The sequence below is a fragment of the Dehalococcoidia bacterium genome (assembly GCA_041653995.1).
Classification (GTDB): domain Bacteria; phylum Chloroflexota; class Dehalococcoidia; order GIF9; family UBA5629; genus CAIMUM01.
Map to the genome: position 1 here is coordinate 1,180,235 of JBAZEK010000001.1, position 22,836 is coordinate 1,203,070.

The following is a 22,836-nucleotide window of genomic DNA, read 5'->3' on the forward strand; positions in this document are numbered from 1 at the left end:
ACCCCGTTGCAAAAACCTTTGTTCTTATCGAATTCCATTTCGTCTCCCCTTAATACTTGACCGGGGACATACGTAAGCCCTTTACGGACCTGCATATATCCCCGGTTCAAATTGTGTGCTACTTTATTTAGTTAGTGCTGTAGCTGCGCTCGCCGTAATTTGAGTTGCCGCTCTGCTGTTTCTTAGCTTTTCGGCAGCCCTGGCAGCGCTTCGGTTCGTTGGTATAACCTTTGGTGGCGAAGAACTCTTGTTCTCCCGAAGTGAAGGTAAAGGTAGTACCACAATCGACGCACTTGAGCGATTTGTCTTGAAAACTCATCGGATGCCCTCCTTTAATAAATTTAGTCAGTATTCGGGCCATCCAATGCTTGTCTTGATCCGGTGGGATATAAGGAGCTTGTAATAACCTAAACTTGAACTATATCAGAAGTATACACCGAATTGGAACTTATGTAAATAAATTGTATCGGCAGGTAATGGGTCAGTTTGGATATAATGTCGCTTAGCAGTTGTCATAATTACCTATGCAAAACCCAGTTATTATGCTAATATTGTGACACATACGTATATATGGACGTCCAAAATTTAAGAGGGGTATGTACATGGAAGCAGAAAAGGTACAGATTAAAAAATTACCTTTCGAGTTACCTGAAAGTTTAAGAGCGGGCGTATATTCCAATGTTTTTTCTGTCACTATTACCAATGAATTTGTTGTGCTAGATTTTGGTAGTTCCATACCAGACGCTGGTAAGGTTGTTCCTGATAAAAATGTTGTTGTCTCAAGAGTAATTACTTCAAGAGAGGGTGCAGAAAAACTGGTTGGGCTGATAACTAAACTTATCAATCGAGTAGAATCCACTGATTCTGATAAAGTGAAAAAATGAAAGTTGACGCATTAAATGAATCCGCCTGGGTGACCGGATCAATCCGCACTGATAATTCAGCCGTAGCTGTAAAAGATGCAAAGTTAATATCTGGCGAGGTCGCAACAAGTTACACGCAAAGGATTGGACAACTTTCGGTGATAGGTGAACATGCGGGCTCAATTACCCAATTAAGATTGGAAAATAAAATATTACAAGAAAAACTGCAAATGATAGAGAATAGACTTTCCACTGTAGAATCACTAATACCCAAGGAAAAGATCGTGGTTATTAAGGATATTCCTTATGAAGATGCTAAAAAAGAGATAAAAAAGTTATTTCTCAAGGGTCAAACTCTTTATTATTCAGATATTTCTCAAGAATTAGGAATTAGTCTTCAGACTGTAGTTGAAATTTGTAACGCGTTACACAATAATGGGGAAATTGCGATTGATGGCTGAGCTAACAGGTATGGGTGATAGTCTTCGTGGAGAGAGAATAGCTGTTGAGGCGTCAGCTATAAGTAGCCCAATGGTTCAAAAACGTAGCGGTGCACATAAGGGGCAGTTTGCTACCCTTACTCGGAATGCTTACTGTGTAATAGAAATGCCATTGAAATGGGTTTTAAATAAGAGAGCAGAACTCAGTGAGTAAACAATGCCGAAGATGAAAGGTCTAAAGAAACGAACAGTAAAAGACATAAACCAACCCCTTTATCCCCTCAGGATATGTGGTTAGTTTAGGCTGGTTTAAAAAGAAAAGCTAATGCTATATAAAACACAGCCAACATAACCCATAAAATACCCAGTCCGATTAATTGAGACCCTAATTTATGAGTATTGCTCGGATTTTGTAATGCTTTACCTTGAAACCAAAAGGAAGCCCCTGCCACCGCCATTGTTACGGCTATTCCGATAATCCCCCACATTGTTGCACTCATGTTACCCTCCCAAATATTAAATCCCCTTTATCCCTAAAGGAGTATGGGGGCACTTTATGCCTTCGCGCCCTTTATTTTACCCTAAAAGGATAGTGGAGTAACTACCGTCCTCTTGCGAGATATTTAAGTATGTTTATCAGATTGGTGTTTGTCTTTTTAAGTGTTTCGTTTATATGATCCAAGTCGTTATCTAATTCACTCATCATATCATCTCCATTAGTTGCTATACTTACCAAAGAACACCGACCTTTACCTAAATCAAATATATGAAACCAAGCACATTCTTCTTCTAAACAATCAATTTCGTCTAATTTACTTGTTATAAAAAGCGGGCATTTCATATTCTATTTCCCCCCATATTAAAATCGAGGTGATTTTATGACAAATCAACTAGCATTTATAAAACCGTGGGAATATAAAGACAATCGATCAGGAGATCATATTCTCATCGGCGCATCTAATCTATATTCAATCTTAATAATAAATGATAGGCATTATTAATTCACAAAAGAAACCGGTGAATTTGACGGGACATCCTTTAATATTAAGGCTAGCTATAACCGTTGTCTTTCTCCCAATCCCTCGCCGCTTCTTCAGTAGTTCTTCGTCCCACTTGCTTAATATGCCCCTTAGGAGATTCTATTTGGTGTTCTTGTTCTCTCCTATCTAAATTATCTGTTATGCCGCCATGCATAATCTTGTTGCCAACCTTGAAAACGTACTTATACGTGTCTCTGGGTTTGTCTGCCATAACGCACCTCCCATCCGATGATTATTTAAGTATAACAGGAGTGTCAAACAAATATTCAAAATGATACACTACCCATCTGTCGATTAGGTTGATCATTTTATTGATCCAAGGTTATATGCGGTGGTCTTCGCGGATGATAACTCGTGGGCCTCCGCTCAAGCTGGTATTCCATTGCTTGGGCGGCTCGATCTTCTCCAGCCTGTCCAGTTGCCCGATACCCTTCAAGCGCTGGTAGATCAATTGCCAGGCGCAGGGACGGTCCGGCCTGACCTCGCAGCGATCCTCTCTTGAGCCTCCACAGGGACCATTGAGGAGATGCTTGGCGCAGCGGGTGACCGGGCAGATGCCGCCGTACTGGTGCAGTACGCAGGACCCGCACTGGGCGCATTTCTCGGTCCACATGCCCCTCTCCTCAAGTATGCCCAGGAACTTGGTGTTGAGCCCGGCGTAGACCGGCTTCTTGAGGAAGCGCTCGGCGATGGCCTGCACGCCGGCGCCGCAGCCCAGCGACAGCACCACGTCGGCCTTCTCGATGGCCTCGGCAGCCTGCTCGATAAAGATGTTGTCGCACTGTCGCTCGATGGTAAGCTCGCTGACTTTGTAGCCCAATCCCCTGGCCCGGGACGCAATGCGCAGAGCGGAGGCAATGATGCTGACCTCGCGCTCCCCACCGGCCAGGCACACCGTCACGCAAGTGCCACAACCCAGCACCAGTATTTTGGAGTCGTTGGGCAGCATATCGACAAGTTCATTTATACTCTTTCTCTCTGCGACTATCATAGCTTTGCCTCCTGGGGGGCGGATTGTTTTGCCTTATTTAATGGGCTGGGACCCAGCTTTACCACGGTCTCGGCCATCTCCTTTATATGCTCGATCAACTGACGAGCCCCGGCGGCGCTGACGTTGACCATTTTGAGCCTCTCCGGCTCAAGCCCGCTCTCAGCTAAAAATTTGCGGGAATAAGCCACGCGACGTTTGGCGATGAGGTTGCCCTCCTTGAAATGACAGCTCCCCTCCTCACATCCGGCCACCAGCACGCCGTCCGCGCCGTTCTCGAAGGCCCTGAGGAAATACTCGACCTCCAGCCTGCCAGTGCAGGGCGTACGCACGATGCGCACGTTGGATGGATACTGCAATCGCATGGAGCCGGCCAGGTCGGCCGCCGCATATGCGCAGTAGATGCAGCAGAAGGCCACTATGGTTGTTTCTTTTTCATTCATAGCACACCGCTCTTCTCCGGCAGCGCCGGCGCCGTTTCTTCTTTCATATCCTTAAATAGTTCGTCCAGCATGTCCTTGAACTGCTTTGAAACGAAGTGATTAAGCTGTATGGCGCAGGCGGGACACTCGGCGGCGCAGATGCCGCAGCCCATGCACTTGGCGGCGATTATCTCGGCCTTACGGTCGGCGTTCACCGTCGGCGCCCCGTAAGGACAGACCTTGGCGCAGGTCATGCACGAGATGCACTTGTCCTGGTCAACGCGTGAGACCTGCGCGCCCACCTCGAGATACGATTTGGAGAGCACGACCGAAGCGCGCGAGGCCGCGGCGCGCGCCTGCGAGATATTTTCGTCCAGGTGCTTGGGCGAATGCGCCAGGCCGCAGAGATAAATGCCCTCGGTGGCGAACTCCACCGGACGTAATTTAAGATGGGCCTCGACGAAGAAGCCGTCGGCATTGACCGGCACCTTCAACATGTCTGCCACACGCCGGTTGCCCTCAGCAGCATCAACGCCCGTGCTGAGCACGACGTTGTCCGCCTCGATCTCGATCGGTTCGGGGAGATCGGGACTCCTGAGGCTGACCTTCAGACCGTTCTCATTGCTGACTGCGGGCGGCGCATTCTGGTCATAACGTATAAATATGACGCCCGCCTCGCGCGCCTGCCTGTAATATTTCTCGCGGAACCCGTACGTGCGGATGTCGCGATACAGCACGTATATATTGGCGGACGGATCACTTTCCTTTATCTTGAGGGCGTTCTTGACCGCCATCGAGCAGCAGATGCGGCTGCAGTAGGCCCTTTCCTCGTTGCGCGAGCCGGCGCACTGCACCATCACCACGTTCTTGCCCGCCCAGGTCGAATCATCCCGGCTCAAACGCTTCTCCAGCTCAAGCTGAGTGATCACCCTGCCGTCCTTCCCGTACAAATATTCCCGGGCCGCGGCCGGCTCGGCGCCGGTGGCCACGATGATGGCGCCGCAGGAGACCTTGATGTCTTTGGCATCCTGGAAAATGGTCGCTTCGAACTGCCCAATAAAGCCGGATACGCCGGTCACGTCGGCGTTCAGATGCATGACGATGTTGGGACTCTCCTCCACCTGCCTGACCAGGCCGGCGACAAATGGTTGAATGTCCTCGTGCTCCAGCGTGTAATTCAAATCGAGCGCGTTGCCGCCCAGCCTGCCGGACTTCTCCACCAGGTGCACTTTGAAGCCCTGACCCGCCAGCGCCAGCGCGGCGGTCATGCCGCTCACGCCGCCGCCCATTACCAGGCCCGTCTGGTCCACGGCAAAGGTGGTGCCGGTCAGCGGCGCCAGCAGCCTGGCCCGCGCCACCGACATCTTCATAAGCTGTATGGCTTTATTTGTGGCCTGCTCCGGCTCGGCGGAGTGCACCCACGAGCACTGGTCCCTGATGTTGGCCAGCTCGAATAGATACGGGTTGAGGCCGGCCTCCCTCAGCGTCTCGCGGAAAATGGGCTCGTGCGTGCGCGGCGTGCAGGACGCCACCACCACACGGTTGAGACGGTGCTTGTGTATCATGTCATGTATGTTGTTGAGACTGGAATCGGCGCAGGTGTACATGGTGTGCGTGGCGAAGACCACGCCCGGCAATTGCGCTGCGGCCTGCGCTACCTTCTCAACGTCCACCACCGAGGCGATGTTCTTGCCGCAGTGGCAGACGAACACGCCGATCCTGGGCTGCTCGTCGGTTACATCGTGCTCCTCCGGGTAGACCGGTTTGCTGATCAATGAGTTGCGCGCCTCGGCCAGCAGCTCCATCGACAGCGAAGCCGCCGCGCTGGCCTGCGTCACGGTCTCGGGTATGTCCTTTGGCTCCTGGAAGGCCCCGGCCACGTACACACCGGGACGCGAGGTCTCAAGCGGCGATAGCCGGTCGGTGGAGCAGAACCCGTACTCGTTCAGATCGATGCCCAGGCGTAAGGCGGCCTCCCCGGCATCTTTGCCGGGCTGCATGCCCACCGAGAGCACGACCAGGTCGAACTCCTGCTCCTGCATTTCGCCATCGTCGGCATAATATTGCAAACGCAGGTCGCCCGTGCCCGGAACCTGCAGGACGCGCGAAGGCATGCTCCTGATGTAATTTATATTTCCGCTGCTCCTGGCGCGCTCGTAATACTGGTCGAAGTCCTTGCCGTGGGCGCGGATATCCATGTAGAAGATCGCGCACTGCAGCCCGGCCGCGTGGTCGGACGCCACCAGCGCCTGCTTGGTGGAGACCATGCAGCAGACCGAGGAGCAGTAGCCGCTGCCGCACTTCTCGTCGCGCGAACCCACGCACTGTATCCAGGCGATGCGATGCGCCTCTTTACCGTCGGAGCGCCGTACGACGCGACCCTCGAAGGGGCCGGAGGCCGACAGCATACGCTCGAACTGCACGCTGGTCAGGACGTTGGCATAGCGGCCGAAGCCGAACTCGCCCTTCTTCTCCGCCGGAAACTCCTCGAAGCCCGGCGCCAGTATGACCGAGCCCACCTCCAGTTTGACCTCGCGCTGCCCCATGTAATGGTCTATGGCGTTCTGCTCGCAGGCGCCCACGCACTCACGGCACTCGGAGCACAATGCGCAGTTTAAACAGCGCTCGCTCTCGGCCAGCGCAGCATCTTCACTCAGTCCACCCTCGGTCTCATCAAAATTGCCGCTCCGCTGAGCGGCTGGCAAATATTCCGGCACGGCCCGCGCGACCTTCCGCTTCCCGGAGATATCCGGCAGCAGGTCCTCGGGCAGCGGTCTTACCGTATCCTCGAAACGGCCGCCGCGCAGATCCTGGCTCTTCAAATAGCGGTCGATGGACTCCGCGGCCTTCTTGCCCGCGCCCACCGCCTGTATGATGGAAGCGGGTCCCGACACACTGTCGCCGCCGGCGAATATACCCGCCGCCGAGGTCTCAAACGTCACGGGATCGATCTTGAAGCAGCCGCGCTCGATGTCCAGCCCGGCGGCGCCGATGAAGCCTTTGTCCAGCGCCTGCCCGATGGCGATGATGACATGGTCGGCCTGTATCGTCCTCAGCTCCTTTTCATCGTAGGCCGGGCAGAAGCGCCCCTCGTTATCAAATACGCTGGCGCAGCGTTTCAATTCGATGCCGGTTACTGATCCCTCACCAAGTATGCGGCGCGGTCCCCAGCCGTTGGTCACCGTGATGCCTTCCGCAAGCGTGTCGGCGACCTCCTCCGGCAGGGCCGGCATCTCGTCCCTCTGCTCCAGCGCTACCATCTCCACGCTCTCCGCGCCCAGGCGCAACGCCGTGCGCGCCACATCCACGGCTACGTTGCCGCCGCCTATCACGACCGCCCTGCCGCTAACTTCAGGCGGATTACTCACATCGGCCGCCCGCCTGAGAAACTCCACACCGTAATCTATGCCCGCCAGGTTCTCGCCTTCCAGGCCCAGCCTTCGGCTGACCTGCACGCCCACGCCCACAAAGACCGCGTCATTGTCCTGCCTGATCTTGCCGAACTCGATTTCTTTGCCGATACGGCAACCGTATTTAAAGGCAACGCCTTTGCGGCGGATAAGCTCCACTTCATAATCGAGAATATTCTTGGGCAGGCGGTACCCGGGTATGCCCCAGCGCAGCATGCCGCCCGCGGCGGAAGACGCCTCGTAAACGGTAACGGCATAACCTCGATCAGCCAGGTCGGCGGCTGCCGTCAATCCGGCCGGTCCGGCCCCGATCACGGCCACCTTCTTCGCGCCCGGCGGGGGCGTCTTCTCCTCGGGCAGGGCTATCTGCCCGGACTCCACCAGCTCCATCTCACGGTCGGAGGCGAACTTTTTAAGCAGTCGTATTGCGACCGGCTCGTCCAGGTTGCCGCGCGTGCAGACGGCCTCGCAGGGATGGTTGCAGGCGCGCCCGCAGATGGCGGAAAGCGGGTTCCGCTCCCGTATCAGGTTGACCGCCTTCACGTACTCCTTCTTCTTGATCAGCTGTATGTAGCCCTGCACATTGATATTGGCCGGGCAGGCTACCTTGCAGGGCGCGTGTCCGTTTTTCAGTATGCCGAAGATGTTGGGCGTGGCCTGGGCGTAATGCTTGGCGATGGCCTTGCGCGTGCCCATCTCGCGATCAAAGTGGTTGGGCACGTCGACCGGACAGACATCGGTGCACTGCTCGCAGGCTGTGCACTTAGACTCGTCGACGTAGCGGGGATAGCGCCTGACCGTGGCGGTGAAGCTGCCCGGCTCGCCCTGCAGGTCGGCCAGCTCAGACAGGGTCAGTATCTCCACGTTGGGGTTGCGCGCGCATTCCACCAGCTTGGGCGACACTATGCAGGTGGCGCAGTCGCCGGTGGGGAATGTCTTGTCCAGGTGCGACATCATGCCGCCGATGGCGGCCAACCGCTCCACCAGGTAGACCTTGAAGCCCGACCCGGCCAGGTCCAGCGCCGCCTGTATGCCGGCGATGCCTCCGCCCTGCACCAGCACCGCGCCCGTCTTTTTCTTTATATCTTCACCCATATCACAGTTACCTTTTACGTTCCTTTTGAGCCCAGGGCCTGAAGCACCGCATCCGGCGGCGCCATCAACCTGTTCAATCCCAGCTCCCCGGGACCTATACCCAGGCATAACCCCAGTAATTGTGTTATGTAAACTATGGGCAGGCGGCCTTTTCCCGCACCGCCCTTCATCTCGTTCTGCCTGAGGTCGAGGCTGGCCTGGCACATGGGGCAGGCCACGGCGATGCAGTCGGCGCCTGAGGCCCTGCCCATATCTATAATAGAGTTCGACAGCCGCACCACCACATCGGTGCGCGTCAGGTTCAGTCCTCCCCCACAGCAGTCCACCTTGCAGGACCAGTCCACTCCTTCTCCACCCATGGCCTCCACCAGACGATCGAGCGACGTCGGGTTCTCCGCGTCGTCGAAGCCGGTGATGTCGTGGGGACGCACCAGCAGGCACCCGTAGTAGCTGGCGACCTTCAGGCCGTTGAGCGAGCGAGCCAGCCTTTTCTTCAGATTCGGAATGCCGACATCCTCCAGCAGCACCTCGATCAAATGCCGTACGGCCACCGACCCGTCGTAGGGTCTTCCCACAGCTGCGGCTACCTTGTTACGCATGTCCGGCGAGGACGACACCTCATGGTTGGCGGCTTTCATGCGGCTGTAACAGGCCGCGCAGGTCACCACCGTATCCAATCCCATCTCCTTCGCCAGCAGCAGGTTGGCGGCGGGCAGTGACGCGGCCAGCACGCGGTCGGTCTGGTGGGCGGCGGTCGCCCCGCAGCAGGACCAGCCGTCTATCTCGACCAGCTCGATGCCCAGCGCGCGCGCCACGGCCGTGGCCGATTCGTGCATGTCGCGCGCCGTGGAATGCGAGGAGCATCCCGGATAATATGCGTACTTCATTTCGTCTTACTCTTTACCCCGGCGGTATTTTCGAAGATGCGCCGCACGGTTTTTTTATCGGCGCCCGAGGGAGGAAGAATAGCCATCTTGCCCTTTCCCAGCATAGCGGGGAATTTCTCCGCATCGTCCATGATCTTGCCGCTGCCCAGCTTGTATCCCATAATCATGGACAGGTCGTAGGAGCGGCCGAAGATCTTCACATTCTGCAGGAACATGCGGTTGAAGAGAGGCATGTCTCCCTTCGGCGCCTTAATGCCTTTTGCGATGGAAAGGCTGCGCAGGGTGTCGATAACGGCGGGGAAGTTGATCTGCATGGGACAGCGGCCGTAGCAGGTCTCGCAGGACAGGCACATCCATACCAGCCCGCTTTGCAGCAGCTCGTCGCCGGCCCCCAAATGGAGGCGCCTGATAATCTCGGAGGGCGCCGATCCGGCCGGCCCCGCCACCGGACAGCCTGCAGAACACTTCCTGCACTGGTAGCAGGTGTCCAGTTTTACGCCGGACATCTCTTCCACCTGCGGCCTGATTCCGGCTGTTCGTCTCTTTTTGCTTATCACAATCGTCATATCAGTACACCATTACCCGTTACTATTCTCCGGTCGACACGGTCAGCAGTTCCGTCTCGGTGAGCGCCGCAGAATCCGACTTCTTGCCCAGTGCGGCGACCCTGACCGGGGCCACCTTGCGGTAGACCTCCGAGGGTTTGAGCAGCCGGCCGTCCACCGTCAGCAGGTCTTCGACCCTGATGCCGAAAAGCCGCTCGTTCTCCTGCAGGTACGGCAGGATCAGCTGCCAGTCTTCGTCCGTCATGCGGTAGAACCCGCAGCCGTTCAACTGCTGCCAGACGACCTGCTGGCGCGGATCGCGGATATAGATGGCGCCGCCCGAGGCCAGCGAAAAGAGGTTGCTTCCGGGATACGGCTCTTTAAGCGCCTGCAGGCGTCCCTCATCGTCGAAGGCCACGCCGTTGAGTATGACGAAGCCGCCGCCGTTAAATACGTCACCGGCCATGAATGACTCCCCCAGGAAATCGAGGCAGGTGCCGTTGATGACGACCCTGGGCCTGCCCACCGAATTGATGAGGGGCCTGCCGGCGGCGTTGCCCATGACGTAGACCGATCCACCCTTGGCGCCGTACATGAAAGTCTGGCCCACGTCGCCGTGAATGACCAGTACGCCGCTCTTGATGATCTGCCCCACCTGGTCCTGGGCATTGCCGTGCACGTTGATGGTCAGGCCGTCGATACCTGAGGCCAGGTAATCGCCGGAGCTGCCGTATACGTCGATGGTCGCATCGTCCGAGACGGGTCCCAGCCCGCAGCCGATGAAGCGCTGCCCGCTGCAGTTGTAGCTGATAAAGCGCCGCCATCCTATGTTGTAGGCGTCCATTAACAGGCTGGCATCGCTTCCCAGTCCTTCCGCATCGAATCCCCGCGCGTTGATCACCAGGACGGCCTCGCCGTTGCGGGGTGGCCGCAGCAGGCCGTGCGTATTATGGTCGATCAGGCGATACCCGCCGTTCCCGTCCTTATCACCATCAAGCCCGGGAAGGCCGTCGAAGACCTGACGCAGCGCACCGCGCACCAGATGGATGACATGGTTGCGCTTTTTGGCGCCGGCAGGATACCTGCGGTCGTTGAGCAGCGTGAGCACTTCAATGGTCGGCGCGGTGTACCTGCGGTCGGCGGCAATCTCGACAATTGCAGACAGCGCGGAACGCGTGTCGTCGAATGACCACTGCCCCATGCCGCCGGACAGGTGTGCGAAAACGGCCGCAGCGTCACCCTTCTCAAATAGCTGCGTCAGCCTGTCCCTGACATGGCCGTTGGATGACCTGACTGAAGCGGAGAAATCGCAGGATTCCGTTGCCGACGGCAGGGGCACAGGTGCGCCGAACTTGTCCGTGCAGGAGATGCGCAGGCGTCCGCCGCTGTCCGGCTTGAGGTCGAAAATGAAGGCGCCGCCGTCCGTATGGCTGCCGCCCCTGGCGTTCCAGTAGCGGTCGGCAACCGGGCAGATGCGGCTGTCATCCGCATGCAGGCTCTGCAGCGTGGCGTCGATGGCCTGCTTCTCGGAGGCTATCAAACCCACCTGCACATCGCCGTCGCAGAAGGCGAAGACCTGCGGCCGCAGCATGGCGGTGTCCGTGATGCCCATCAACTGAAAGGCCCGGCTCTCCGGCAGCGAGCGCGCGATGATGAAGAACCAGGGCCCGTCGGGCGAGCCGTGGATATGTGCGGTCTGGATGGCGCGGTATATAGATTGCCTGTCCTGCGGAAGCCGATCGAAATCAAGCTCGGAGGTGGGCGCCAGAGCCTCGATAATATATTCCAGCGGGTATCCGTAGGTCCGCTGCAGCAGGTCGAACATCAAGATGGAAGCCTCGGTATCGGTGAGGAACTGCGGATGTATATGCCGCTCGGCCAGGTATTCGCACACCGAATGGTAGTTGGCGAAGTCGCCGTTATGCACCAGGGCGGCATTGATACCGCCGAAGGGATGGGCGCCGCCGGGATGCCAGACACGGCCCTTGGTGGGGAAGCGCTGGTGCGCTATCCACACGTGGGCGCGCAGCTCCTCGATCTTATAGTACTTCACGATGGCCTCGGCATAGCCGACCACCTTGAGTATCATGATGTTCCTGCCCTCGGACATAACAAAAGCCTTCTGCTCGCCCAGCGACGCGTAATATTCCTGGTTGAGCCGCACGCTGTTCTGGTTGATAAACTCCGCCTCCGCCGCTTCCCGCGGCAGGCTATTAAGTTTGTTCTTCTCAATGAAGGCATCCAGCGCGTCCGCCCTGGCGCGCACAAAATAGCGGTAGACGTCGGGAGGCCTGGCCTCTAAGCCCTCGACCGCCGTCCAGTCGTCCACGGTATCAAGCCTCTGCCTCGCCCTGACCTCAAAATAAGGCGTGATGTATTTGCCTTCAAGCTCATTCAGTATCCCCGCATCGAGGAAGGCCACGTGCAGCATATAGCAATCTTCCAGCACCTCGCGGCTGACCCCGAGTTGCTCGGGCACAAAGCCGAGCGCGGCGATGCCGCCGCCCTTGCCGTTGCCGCGGTTGTGCATCTGTCTGGACGGCTCGTAGATATGCCTGGCCGCCGCCGGATGCGAGCAGCAGAAGCCTACTACGCCGCAGCCACCCTCCTCCTCGATCTTCCTGTCGGGCGTGGCAGGTTGCAGCTCGCGCGCCAGCCCGGCGCGTGAGTCCAGCAGACGCTCGATCAACTCTCGTTTCATCCGGTTTGCCCCGCATCGTTACTGTAGTCGAGGTGCTCGAGCAGATCGGTGCGGCCCCTCAGCTCGCTGACGCTGCGCAGGCCCAGCCTGCGCAGTATGTCGACCAGCTCGATACGCCAGGCGTTGTAGAGGTTGATCACACGCTGCGAGCCCCATTCCACGTTGAACTGGCCCTGCAGGCCCGGGTCCGTGGTGGCTATGCCGCGCGGACAACCGCGCCCGCTCTCGCAGCGCGCGCAGCGGACGCAGCCCAGCGCGACCAGCTCCCCCGTCCCTACTACCACACCATCCGCGCCCAGGGCGATGGCCTTGGCGATATCGTGCGCGTTGCGCAAACCGCCGCTGGCCATCAGAGTTATTTTGTCACGCACGCCCTCACGTGTGAGGAAATCGTGGACCTTGACGATGGCATATTCGATAGGCATGGCGATATTCTTCTTGGCGATGTCGGGGGCGGCGCCGGTGCCCCCGTATCCGCCGTCCATATGAACGATATGCGCCCCGGCCGAATAGCTCCCCACCGCAACCATGTCCACATCGGCGGGGGTGGACACCTTGGCCGAGACCAGCGCATGGCGATTGATATGTTTGATCCAGTCCATGTGTTTCTTATGGTCTTCGATGGAATATACGCTGTGGAACGGAAAAGGCGAGAAGAGCGAGATGCCCGTCACCGTTTCGCGCATTTTTGCCACGGCGGGGGTGACCTTATCGGCCAGCAGGTGGCCGCCCAGACCCGGCTTGGCGCCCTGGGCATATTTGAACTCAACGATGCGCACGCGTTGAATCGTCTCCTCGCGCACGCCGAACAGCCCGGTGGCGACCTGTGTAATGGTGTGCTCGTCATAGGGCCTCAGCCTCTCCATGTAGCCGCCCTCGCCCGTGCAGGTGAAGGTATTGAAGGCCACGGCGGCCTGCGCCTTGGAAAGCTGTGTCACGTTGCTGACCGACCCGAAGGACATGCCGCCGCCGTACCAGGGAACATCGATCTTGATCTGCGGCCTCCCGTCTCCCCGCCTGTTCAGCTCAAGGCTGGTGTCGATCTGGTCCGGCGCTAGGTCGATCGGCGGCACGGCGGGGAATTTGAAGCGCAGGCGGTCGAACCCGCCGCCCGAGTCGCCGCACTCGTATTGATATCCGTACCCGGGAGCGGGAGGCGCGCCGGTCTCCGCCATCTTCCAGGTGGCAAGTATCAGGTCGGAGGTCCAGCGATGATCGCCCAGCACCTTCATCATGGGATTTTCCACCATCTTCAACGCGCCGTTGGGGCAGAGGTCCACGCAGTAATGTCCGGTGTCCTTGCACGAGGGCCCGATGCATACGTTGTGTCGCGGGTTGGCGAAATACTTGTAGCCGCCCTTGAGCACGTGAACGCCCTGAGGGCACGCCTCGGCGCATTTGCCGCACAGTTTGCAGGCATCGCTGCGGCGAATAATATATTTGGCGATCTCGTTGCGATAACGCGGCGGCGCCGGCTTGATTACGCGCCGGACCTCGACCTGTGGCACCAGCGTCTCGATAGTGCTTTGCGGCAGGTCCTGTTCAGCCATTTCTTCTTGTACCAAAGAGTTTGCCAAAGGTTGCCTCCTCGAGTTCCTCAAAGAAAAGCGCCCTGCCCGCCTCGCCGCGCAGGCGGCGCACATCGCGTATACCCATTGCGCCCATGACCTCTATCAACTGGTCGTGCCATGCGGCGATCAGGTTGGTCATGCGGCCCACGCCGTAATCCGTATCAATCTCCCTGATGCCGGCCCGGCAGGCCAGGCCGTCGTTGCACTGCCTGCACAGGGTGCACTCCAGGGCTATTAACAAAGGCAGGTTAACGGAAACCAGGTCCGCGCCGCAGATGATCTGCTTGGCCATGTGCTCGGCCAGCGCGACGCCCCCGCCGGATATCAGCGTGACCTCGTTCCTGATGCCGCGCTGAACCAGCGACGTATGTATTTGCCGAAACATGTCCTTTATGAACCGCGGGCTGCCGGCGTTAAGCTCGTTGCCGTTGACGTCGGCCACCAGGTGCAGGGCCTCGATATACGGTTCCCCCGCCAGCTCAATGCTGCGCTCCACGCCTTGCGCATCCAGGTCGATCCTGACCGCCACCACGATAGCGGGATTAACGGCCTTGAGCTCCGCAATGCGCTGTTCCAGGCCGGCGCCGTCCCCGATCTCCACCAATCTCATTTTCCGCAGCAGTGCGGCAGCAGGCAGAGCCGATGAGGGGCCGATGTAGGCGGCCAGGCCGGGCAGATACTGCTCCAGGTCGTTGCCCAGCAGGTCCCAGTCGTTGAAATCGACGATGGCGATGGTCCCCGTCTGAGCCGCAACCACTTTGAAGATGGGCGGCAGATTGGGCAGCCGGTAGCCCTGCGGCATCATATCGATGACCATGGGGATGGGTATGTCCACCAGCGGCGGCAGACGTCCTTCAAGCGTATTGGTCCCAAATTGCAGCAGGGAGGGTTTCCTGCCGATATCCACGGCCGTGCTGATATACTCGCGGCCGTGTATGCCGTCGCGTGTGGGACGGACTATCTCCGACATATCGGTCCACATCGAATCGAATCCGGGCCCTGAGAAGGGGCCGCGGTACCCGGCGCCCGAGACAGGGATCCTGGCGGTCTCCGCCTGCGTCCAGGTCGTCTCTATCATCTGGGGCGTCCAGTAGCCGTTGCCCAATCGCTCATAAACGGGATTCAGCGCGAGCGAAAGCAGGCCCTTGGTGCACTGCTGCACGCAGGAGAAGCAGCCCATGCACTGGAAAAAGAGGGCGTCCATCTCGCGCAAATCGCGTATATAAGCAGCTTCCTCGCGGTAGCGATCGAACACGCAGGCACGCTTGACGCAGTTGTGGCAACCGGCGCAGTCCTCGCGCCAGTCGACCACGCCGCACCTGCCTATGCGCGGCCGCCGCGGCGGCACCGGTCTGGTTTTGATGTGATACTTGTCAGGCATATCTTCTTTCCCCGCTTAAAGGGCCATGGATATCAGCGCGGGCACGGCCGATTCGTTGCCCCCGGAAAAGATGTGTATACCGCGCAGCCCCGGCAGGGCCTTGAGCCTGCCGATCATCTCGGCGCAGATGGCCAGCCCCTCTTTTCGCTGGGCTTCTTCGCCGCCGGCCGACTCCAGGCGTGTGATCACATCATCCGGAATATTGAAATCCGTGAATGTATCCTTCATCCTCTTCGCTTCAGCCGCGCTGCCGAGCGGCAGTACGCCGGCCAGGATGGCGGTCTTTTGAGCAATTGCTTCGCCTCTGAGGGTATCGAGCCACAGTTTGAAGTCTTCGATATCGAAGACGGCCTGTGTCTGCAAGAACCCGGCCCCCGCCCTGATCTTCTTTTTGATGCGCATAACATTGAGTTCGAGCGGCCTGAGCGCCGGATTGGCGGCGGCGCCCGCCAGCATGGAGAAGGGACCTTCGATCTTGCGCCCGTCCATCAGCAACCCCTCTTCAGCCATAGCATTTACCGCGGCGATGAGCTGGATCGAATCGATGTCGAAGACGCCCGCCGAATCGGGGCACGCGATGAGGGTCTGATGGTACCCGCTGAGACAGAGAACGTTCTTGATGCCCAGTGAAACTGCGCCGAGCAGGTCGGATTGCAGGGCGATGCGGTTCCTGTCCCTGGTCACGACCTGATAAACAGGTTCGATACCGGCACGGAGCAGGGTGATGGACGCGGCAAGGCTGGACATGGCCACGCCGTAATGGTTGTCGGCGACGTTTACGGCAACGGGGCCGTCCCTCAAAGCGGCGGCGCACTCTTCCACAACGCGTGTGCCCGCCCCGGGACGGGGCAGATACTCCGCCGTCAGTATGAAATCCGTACCCGCGATTTTCGCGGCCAGTCTGCTGTCAGGTTTCATGAGATTACTTCTACTCCTTATCGAGCTCCAGCTCGTCGCCCGCGTATGCGCTGCGCGGCGATGTTTCGATCCTGTTACGGAAGGCTTCCAGCTCTTTTCTGACCTGCTCCACGCCGCCTTCGCCCGGCTGGATCATGACCATGCGCCCGCGGCCCAGGCCTATCTCCTCCAGCAGGGCATCCACCGCCTCCACCCGTTTTTGAGCGCGCAGGTTCCCCTCGATATAACGGCAATCACCTTTATTACATGTGACCACGGCCACTCCGTCCGCGCCGGTCTCGAAGGACTTGGTCAGGTAGAGGATATCGACCTTACCGGAACACGGCAACGGGATCAGCCTGACCTCAATCCCCTGCATGCTATCTCCTCCCGACAGCTCGGACGGATCCAGGCTGCTTGAGCAGCAGAAGAGATCGATCTTGACCCTGGCCTTATTTGCTACGTACATTTCATGCCACCTATACGGCTTATGGAAGCCTGTTGCCGTATTATAGCAGCACAATATGGGGCTGTCAAAATCTTTTGTCACAAATTTGCCGCAAGGCAAGCTGAAAATGGAAACGGCCCGGTTAAGGGCCGTTTCATAATAGTCTATGGTTTTAGATATCTTTGATTAATACCTTCTCGAGCCGCCTCTGCCGCCGCCGTAGCCTCCGCGCTGGCCGAAGGAGGACTTGCCTCCACGACCACCGCCGCCGCCGCTGCGTCCGCCGCCACCGCCGCCCTCTCCTCTCGGTCGGGCGCCGTTGACGGTGATGGCACGTTCCTTTAGCTTCTTGCCGTTCAGTCCGGCGATGGCCGCCTGGCCTTCCTGCAATTTGGGCATCTCCACAAATCCGAAGCCTTTGGATTGCCCGCTGTAGTTGTCCTTGATAATGGCAACAGACGAGACCTCGCCGAAGGCTTCGAACTCAGTCCTGATGTCGCTCTCGGTTACCTCGTAAGCCAGGTTCCCCACGTATATATTCATGGTACGATTATTTCCTCCTTAATTTAAAAGGCGCGGGGATAGAATCTCTCCTTGCGCCCGCAGTGCCTGCCGCGATTACCTTCTGGGATTTATGGTGCTATAGCAATCGCTGCAGTAAACCGGTTTGTCCTGTCGCGGCTCGAAGGGGACCTCGGTCTCTTTGCCGCACTGTGCGCACTGCGCGGGGTACATCTTGCGCTGGTAGCCTGACCTGCCGCCGTCGCGGCTTGATTTCCTGGCCTGCCTGCAATCGGGGCAGCGTTTGGGCTCATTGGCGAACCCCTTGGATGCGTAGAACTCCTGCTCCGTCGCGGTGAAGGTGAAATCCTTGCTGCAATCCGCGCAGTTGATAGTTTTGTCGGTGAAACCCATGTGATGACCTCCTGATTTAATTTTAATGGCTTTTGGTTGCGGTCATCCAACATGAGAAGATATTAGAGGAAGATCGAGAGTTAATCTACCGAAGCTGGCAATAACCTTTACAGAAACCACTATGTATACTTTACAATAAAATACTACATAATGCAATTGGTCGATAATACGCTGTCACTATTTAACACCGGGCTTCCGCATCTGTTATACTTCTCTTTCCCAAATTTAATATGAATGATCTGAGTTTCTTCAGACGTTACACCGCACCCTGTCTGGTCGCTTTCCTGGGGTCGACTTTCCTGTGGGCCATCCTGACCTATATCACGATCTACTGGGTGGACATGGGCTACAGCCACCTGCAGGTGGGGATACTGATTGCCGTTTTCCCGCTGGTGTCCCTGGCCCTGATGATACCTTTCGGTGTTTTCGTCGACCGCATCTCGCCAAAAAAGCTGATCCTGGCCAGCCAGTTTATCTTCGCCCTTAGCATCTCGGGGCTGATGATGACGCAGGATTTCTGGCTGACCATGCTGTTGCTGGCGGTGGGCGGCGCAGGCAACGCGCTTTTCAATAACGCACTTCCCGCGCTCTTCTACAAGACCCTGGGCAGCAGCATACGCGGCCTCAAGCTGGGTTTTTTTACGGCAGGCATACTGGTAGGGTACGGGCTGGGCTCCCTGCTGGGTGGTTACATATACACGGACTTCGATATGAACGCCATCTTCCTGTTCGCACTGATCGGTACGGTCCCCATGTTGCTGCTGAGCCTGCTGCTGGCGGACGTCCCCGGCACCAGAATCAAGCTCAGCGATTACCGGGCCGACCTTTCCAGTAAGTCGGTGCTTGTCTTCGTCATACTTGTTTTCGCATTCTCCCTGCACGCCGGGGCAGAGCAGTCCAGCTTCAGCCTCTTCCTCAACAAGGACATCGGGATGGACAAGGAAGCGGTGGGCTGGCTGTACTTCATCCATGCCAACGTTATGGCCGTGCTTTCGATCGTCAGCGGGTACTATGCCGATCGCGTCAACTCGCGGGGAAAGGGGCTGGCCGCACTTTATTACGCCGGTATAGCCCTGTCGGGCCTGACCAATATACTGCTGATGTTCACCACTAACTTCGGCAATGTCCTGGCCACGCGCCTGACCCATGCCGTGGGCGACAGCCTGACGCTGGTGACCCGCAGCCTGATAGTATCCAACCTCTTCATCACCACTCGCATGGGCGGCAACCTGGCCACCGTCCAGACCACCGTGACGCTGGGTACCCTCTGCGGCGCCATCATCAGCGGGGCATTCACGGGATATGCGACTGGATTCGCCATCGCCGGCGCCGCGGCCGTCCTGGCGGTGATTTATGCGTTAATCGTCAAGCCTGAATTCTGACCGTGTTTTGAGTTAGAATATAGACAGTATGGCTTCCCGGGTGATGCAGTATGCCGGCTAACCTGACGCCGCAGTATTTTGAAGCGGAGCGACGCTTCAAGAGCGCAACCACGCCGGAGGAGAAGATCCAGGCGCTGGAGGCCATGCTGGCTGTGATGCCCAAACATAAGGGCACCGACCATCTGCAGGCCGACCTGCGGCGCAAGATCGCCAAAATCAGCGAAGAGGCCGAGAGAAAATACGCCACCAGCCGGAAAAACTTCAATGTGCGCAGGGAGGGGGCGGGACAGGTGGGGCTGATCGGACCACCCAACACAGGCAAGTCGCTGCTGCTGTCCTCACTGACCAGCGTAAAGCCTGAGGTTGCCGCTTATCCCTTTACCACCAAGTCGCCCAACGTGGGCATGATGCCCTTCGAGAACATCCAGATACAACTGGTGGACATGCCCGCCATCAACATGGAGGAGTCGCGCGTCTGGGCCAACACGGTGCTGCGCAATGCCGACCTGCTGGCCATCGTGGTGGACCTCACCAGCGATCCCGTACGACAGGTGGAAGAAACGCTGCAGGGGCTGGAGGATATTTCGGTCGTGCCTTTTAAGCCCGGTGCAGACAACAGAGGCACCGGCCTGAGGGAACGGCGCGCCTTTATCATAGCCAACGTGGGAGACCTGGATATAGACGATGAAGGAATTAACGCCCTTAATGCCAGGTTCGGTGGGTGGCTGGACGCAGTCAGAGTATCGGCAGCGGAAAAACAGAACCTGGAGGAGCTCAAACGTCAGATCTTTACGCGCCTCAAGATCATGCGCGTGCATACCAAGTCGCCCGGCGCCAGGGTGGACCTGACCGATCCGGTGATACTGCCGGCAGGCGCGACTATCAAAGACGCAGCCGAGGCTGTGCACAAGGATTTTAAGTCCGGGCTGCGCTATGCCGTGATCTGGGGCTCAGGCAAGTTCGACGGACAGCGCGTCGGCCCCGAGCACGTGCTGCGCGATAACGATATCATCGAACTGCACGTATAGGCCTCAGACTGGTTTAAGGTATAATTCCATATAAATGATCGTCGCTATCAGGAAAAGTATCAGCTCCCTGAAAAAGGATAGGGAGCACGGGGCCGGATGGCTCACCCTGCGTTCGCTCGAGATACTGCGCGAGGCTGCCTCTCTGGACCCGGCCGAGAGCCCGCAAAAACTCCTGTCATCGCTCACCGGCGTCGCCGGCGCGCTGATCAGCGCGCGCCCGGCCATGGTGTCCATCGCCAACTATGTTCTCTATTATCAGGAAGAGCTCCAGTCAGCCGCTGCGACCTCCAGGTCGCCCCAACGGCTTAAAAAAGCAGCCTTCAGTATGGCCGACCGCCTGATCAGGCGGCAGGGTAAATCCGCCGCTGCCGCTGCGCGCAACGCGGCTGCGCTGATTGGCAGGCGCAGTATCGTTATGCTCTGCAGCTACAGCTCAGCTGTCTGCAGCGCACTGGAGCTGGCACGGCGCGGGGGTAAGGACTTCAAAGTACTGGCCGTACAGTCTCGCCATAAAAAAATATCCTACGGCGAGATGGCGCTGCGCCGCCTGCAGGAGTCGGGCATCAGCGGCAGTATAGTGCCCGATAATCAAATAGCCTGGCAGCTCGCGCGTGCGGACCTGGTGCTGTGCGGCGCCGACGGTGTCTCGCTTCACGGATGGCTGATAAACGGGACACCCTCTTTGGAGCTGGCGCAGACGGCTCTGCGCAAGAAACGCCCTTTGTATGCCGTATGCGAGACAAGTAAGATCGACGCCCGCGGACTGACCGCCGGCCTGCCTGAGCCCGAGCCGGGCTTCGACATGGTTCCACTCGAGATGCTCTCGGGGCTGGTCACGGAAAAAGGGATGATGACGCCGGAGGAGATATATAAATTCACCTTAGATGACCTGACGGGGAGCATGAGTGACCGGCCTCATTGATGCGCACGCCCATCTCGATGAGATGGAGGACCTCGCTGCAGCCGTCGGGAGAGCCAGGCTGGCGGGTGTGGCCGCCATCATCTCCATGGGGCAGGATTTGAGCTCCAACGCCCGGAACCTGGAGATGTCGGCCAGTTATCCCGGATACATTTACCCTGCGCTCGGCCTGCATCCCTGGGCCATCGGCAGGCTGGACGATGCGCAAATCGAGCAAAATATCGGTTTCATATCGGACAACCTGCACAGGGCCGTCGCGCTGGGCGAGGTCGGCCTGGATTATGACAAACGGGTGCTTAAAACGGCGGGCAAGGATATGCAGAAGGAGGTGCTGCGGCGGCTGCTGGCGCTGGCCCTGCGCCATGATAAGCCGGTCTCGCTGCACAGCCGCTACGCCTGGAAGGATGCTCTGCAGGAGGTCGTAGCCGCCGGGATAAGGAAGCTGGTCTTCCACTGGTATACGGGATTCTCCAGCACGCTGGCCGAGCTGATCGAAGCCGGATATTACATCTCGGCCACGCCGGCTGCAGAGTACCACGATGAACATCGCCGCGCTATCAGGGAAGTCCCGCTCAATAGTCTGCTGCTGGAGACGGATTGCCCCGTTTATTACGGCAGGGAGCAGCGCTACCGCTCGCAGCCGTCCGACGTCATGCGCAGCCTCAAGGCGGCGGCTTTAATCAAAGATACTCCTCAGGAAGAAGCGGCAACCGTCACCACGGCCAATGCCTGCCGGCTTTTCGGCCTGCCCCTGTAAATTCGAGTATTACCACAAGCTTCGAACTTGCATTCATCACCCCCGCGTATTTGCCCACCGAAATCAAACGGATTAAAATTAGTCAACTATCCTGATATGAAGGCTATTATTCTTGTCGGCGGCGAGGGCACCAGGCTGCGTCCCTTGACCTATTCATTAGTTAAACCGATGGTCCCTGTTGCCAACAGGCCCTTTATAGAGCATGTTATCCGCAAGCTGGCACGGCACGGGATCGACGAGATTGTGCTGGCCATGGGTTACAAGCCCGACTCGATCTACGCATATTTCAAGAACGGCAGCGGCCTGGGAGTCAGGCTGACCTACAGCCTGGAAGAGAAGCCGCTGGGCACCGCCGGCGCCGTTAAGAACGCCGGCAGCTATGTCAAAGAAGCCTTCTTCGTCCTCAACGGCGACTGCTTCTCCGATCTCGATTATTCCGATATGTACAGGCAGCACGTACACAATAAAGCGAAAACGACTATTGCGCTCACACATGTGGAGGATCCCACCAGGTTCGGCGTGGTCGAAACGGATGAGTCGGGACGTGTTCTGCGTTTTATAGAGAAGCCGAAATGGGAGGACGTGACCAGCCACTGGATAAATGCGGGAGTATATATACTTGAGCCCGAGGTGCTGGATTATATCCCGGACAACCTGTTCTACATGTTCGAGAACGGTGTATTCCCCCGCTTACTGGAAAACGGAGAGCCCTTTTACGCCTATCACAACCGGGCGTACTGGATCGACATGGGCACACCCGAACAGTACCATCTTGTCAACAGCGATTTACTGCTGGGCAATTGTTCCTCTCCTTTGCACGTAGCCCGCGACCTGATCATCGGCGATGGATGCGAGATAAATCCTTCCGCCCGTCTGACCGGACCGGTTATGCTGGCGGAGGGATGCAGTGTGGGCGCAGAGGCGCGGATTACGGGTCCCGCCGTCCTGGGGCGCGGCTGCCGCATAGCCGGTGGCGCGGTTATTGAGAATTCCCTGCTGTGGGACGAGATAACTGTGGCTGAGGGCGCGATCATTATTAACAGCATTATTGCCAGCGGTGCTAAGATAAATAAGGGACAACGCCTGCAAGGGCAAACAATCAACCAGAGGGCGCCAACTACATAATAATCAACTATTTTGGAGGCGA

At 57.8% G+C, this 22,836-nt stretch carries 22 protein-coding genes; 7 read left to right on the forward strand and 15 right to left on the reverse strand.

Features of this window, described 5'->3' with window-relative positions:
- Positions 1-127: 127 nt before the first annotated feature.
- Positions 128-319 carry a zinc-ribbon domain-containing protein gene (locus tag WC359_05740; GenBank protein ID MFA5399918.1) on the reverse strand — a complete coding sequence of 64 codons (192 nt, stop codon included), beginning with the start codon at positions 317-319 and terminating at the stop codon, positions 128-130.
- A gap of 283 nt (positions 320-602) precedes the next feature.
- Between WC359_05740 and WC359_05745 the strand changes: the two genes are divergently transcribed.
- Together WC359_05745 and WC359_05750 are read left to right on the forward strand one after the other, a co-directional pair.
- A complete protein-coding gene (locus WC359_05745; protein ID MFA5399919.1) occupies positions 603-884 on the forward strand; it encodes a DUF3467 domain-containing protein in 282 nt (93 codons plus the stop codon).
- Complete coding sequence (locus WC359_05750; protein ID MFA5399920.1) at positions 881-1,324, forward strand: hypothetical protein; 444 nt, start codon at positions 881-883, stop codon at positions 1,322-1,324. Before WC359_05745 ends, WC359_05750 begins: the two co-directional genes overlap by 4 nt.
- Before the next feature lie 278 nt (positions 1,325-1,602).
- Here the strand turns inward: WC359_05750 and WC359_05755 are convergent, their stop codons facing one another.
- From WC359_05755 to WC359_05820, 14 genes are all read right to left on the reverse strand, one after another.
- Positions 1,603-1,803, reverse strand: a complete 201-nt coding sequence (locus WC359_05755; protein ID MFA5399921.1) for a hypothetical protein — start codon at positions 1,801-1,803, stop codon at positions 1,603-1,605.
- Between the two features lie 550 nt (positions 1,804-2,353).
- Positions 2,354-2,554, reverse strand: a complete 201-nt coding sequence (locus WC359_05760; protein MFA5399922.1) for a hypothetical protein — start codon at positions 2,552-2,554, stop codon at positions 2,354-2,356.
- A 111-nt stretch (positions 2,555-2,665) separates the two neighbouring features.
- Positions 2,666-3,334: a methylenetetrahydrofolate reductase C-terminal domain-containing protein gene (locus WC359_05765; protein ID MFA5399923.1), complete on the reverse strand. Its 669-nt coding sequence runs from the start codon at positions 3,332-3,334 to the stop codon at positions 2,666-2,668.
- Entirely contained in the window at positions 3,331-3,774 is a 444-nt protein-coding gene (locus WC359_05770) for a hydrogenase iron-sulfur subunit (GenBank protein ID MFA5399924.1), read from the reverse strand. Before WC359_05770 ends, WC359_05765 begins: the two co-directional genes overlap by 4 nt.
- Positions 3,771-8,258, reverse strand: a complete 4,488-nt coding sequence (locus WC359_05775) for an FAD-dependent oxidoreductase (protein MFA5399925.1) — start codon at positions 8,256-8,258, stop codon at positions 3,771-3,773. The genes WC359_05770 and WC359_05775 overlap by 4 nt, the downstream gene beginning before the upstream one ends.
- Before the next feature lie 14 nt (positions 8,259-8,272).
- Positions 8,273-9,145, reverse strand: coding sequence for a CoB--CoM heterodisulfide reductase iron-sulfur subunit B family protein (locus WC359_05780; protein ID MFA5399926.1), 873 nt, complete (start codon positions 9,143-9,145; stop codon positions 8,273-8,275).
- Positions 9,142-9,711, reverse strand: a complete 570-nt coding sequence (locus WC359_05785; protein MFA5399927.1) for a 4Fe-4S dicluster domain-containing protein — start codon at positions 9,709-9,711, stop codon at positions 9,142-9,144. Before WC359_05785 ends, WC359_05780 begins: the two co-directional genes overlap by 4 nt.
- Before the next feature lie 22 nt (positions 9,712-9,733).
- Entirely contained in the window at positions 9,734-12,391 is a 2,658-nt protein-coding gene (locus WC359_05790; GenBank protein ID MFA5399928.1) for a glutamate synthase, read from the reverse strand.
- Positions 12,388-13,968 carry a glutamate synthase-related protein gene (locus WC359_05795; GenBank protein ID MFA5399929.1) on the reverse strand — a complete coding sequence of 527 codons (1,581 nt, stop codon included), beginning with the start codon at positions 13,966-13,968 and terminating at the stop codon, positions 12,388-12,390. Before WC359_05795 ends, WC359_05790 begins: the two co-directional genes overlap by 4 nt.
- Positions 13,934-15,343: a glutamate synthase-related protein gene (locus WC359_05800; GenBank protein MFA5399930.1), complete on the reverse strand. Its 1,410-nt coding sequence runs from the start codon at positions 15,341-15,343 to the stop codon at positions 13,934-13,936. The genes WC359_05795 and WC359_05800 overlap by 35 nt, the downstream gene beginning before the upstream one ends.
- Before the next feature lie 15 nt (positions 15,344-15,358).
- Positions 15,359-16,261, reverse strand: coding sequence for a methylenetetrahydrofolate reductase (locus WC359_05805; protein ID MFA5399931.1), 903 nt, complete (start codon positions 16,259-16,261; stop codon positions 15,359-15,361).
- A 10-nt stretch (positions 16,262-16,271) separates the two neighbouring features.
- Entirely contained in the window at positions 16,272-16,709 is a 438-nt protein-coding gene (locus WC359_05810; protein ID MFA5399932.1) for a hydrogenase iron-sulfur subunit, read from the reverse strand.
- A 165-nt stretch (positions 16,710-16,874) separates the two neighbouring features.
- Positions 16,875-17,231, reverse strand: coding sequence for an RNA-binding protein (locus tag WC359_05815; protein MFA5399933.1), 357 nt, complete (start codon positions 17,229-17,231; stop codon positions 16,875-16,877).
- 75 nt (positions 17,232-17,306) lie between these two features.
- The gene (locus WC359_05820; protein MFA5399934.1) at positions 17,307-17,603 is read right to left on the reverse strand and encodes a zinc-ribbon domain containing protein; all 297 of its coding nucleotides are present in this window, start codon (positions 17,601-17,603) and stop codon (positions 17,307-17,309) included.
- A gap of 230 nt (positions 17,604-17,833) precedes the next feature.
- Between WC359_05820 and WC359_05825 the strand changes: the two genes are divergently transcribed.
- The 5 genes from WC359_05825 to WC359_05845 all read left to right on the forward strand — a co-directional run bounded on the left by WC359_05825 (position 17,834) and on the right by WC359_05845 (position 22,814).
- Positions 17,834-18,985: an MFS transporter gene (locus WC359_05825; protein MFA5399935.1), complete on the forward strand. Its 1,152-nt coding sequence runs from the start codon at positions 17,834-17,836 to the stop codon at positions 18,983-18,985.
- Between the two features lie 50 nt (positions 18,986-19,035).
- Entirely contained in the window at positions 19,036-20,013 is a 978-nt protein-coding gene (locus WC359_05830; GenBank protein MFA5399936.1) for a GTPase, read from the forward strand.
- 34 nt (positions 20,014-20,047) lie between these two features.
- Positions 20,048-20,935 (forward strand): hypothetical protein, encoded by an 888-nt coding sequence (locus tag WC359_05835; protein MFA5399937.1) that lies wholly within the window; start codon positions 20,048-20,050, stop codon positions 20,933-20,935.
- Positions 20,919-21,689 carry a TatD family hydrolase gene (locus WC359_05840; protein ID MFA5399938.1) on the forward strand — a complete coding sequence of 257 codons (771 nt, stop codon included), beginning with the start codon at positions 20,919-20,921 and terminating at the stop codon, positions 21,687-21,689. Before WC359_05835 ends, WC359_05840 begins: the two co-directional genes overlap by 17 nt.
- A 96-nt stretch (positions 21,690-21,785) precedes the next feature.
- A complete protein-coding gene (locus WC359_05845) occupies positions 21,786-22,814 on the forward strand; it encodes an NDP-sugar synthase (protein ID MFA5399939.1) in 1,029 nt (342 codons plus the stop codon).
- Positions 22,815-22,836: the final 22 nt, after the last annotated feature.